This window comes from Roseovarius halophilus (ex Wu et al. 2025) (genome assembly GCF_047086965.1).
The window spans coordinates 1-261 of sequence record NZ_JBKOTX010000652.1; the positions used below are offsets into that span (position 1 = coordinate 1).

At 55.6% G+C, this 261-nt stretch carries 1 pseudogene; it reads left to right on the forward strand.

Annotation, left to right across the window (positions count from 1 at the left end):
* Positions 1–109: pseudogene (locus tag ACH107_RS33900) on the forward strand (transposase); the annotation flags it as partial.
* Between the last annotated feature and the right edge of the window lie 152 nt (positions 110–261).

Below are 261 nucleotides of genomic sequence, written 5' to 3' on the forward strand. Positions count from 1 at the left end.
GTGGAAGGCGAAGTTTGGCGGGATGACGGTTTCCGATGCCAAACGGCTCAAGGCGCTCGAAGACGAGAACGCAAAGCTGAAGAAGCTTCTGGCCGAGCATATGCTGGATGGTGAGACCATTTCCGCCATTGGTCCGAGGACAATGGTCGAACGCGATGAAGGAACTTCTGGCAAAAAAATGGTAGGGTGAGCCATTGATGCGCCATTGGTTCAAGCACAATGGCGAACCCGTGAAGCGCGACGCGGTTGCGCATCTGCAGG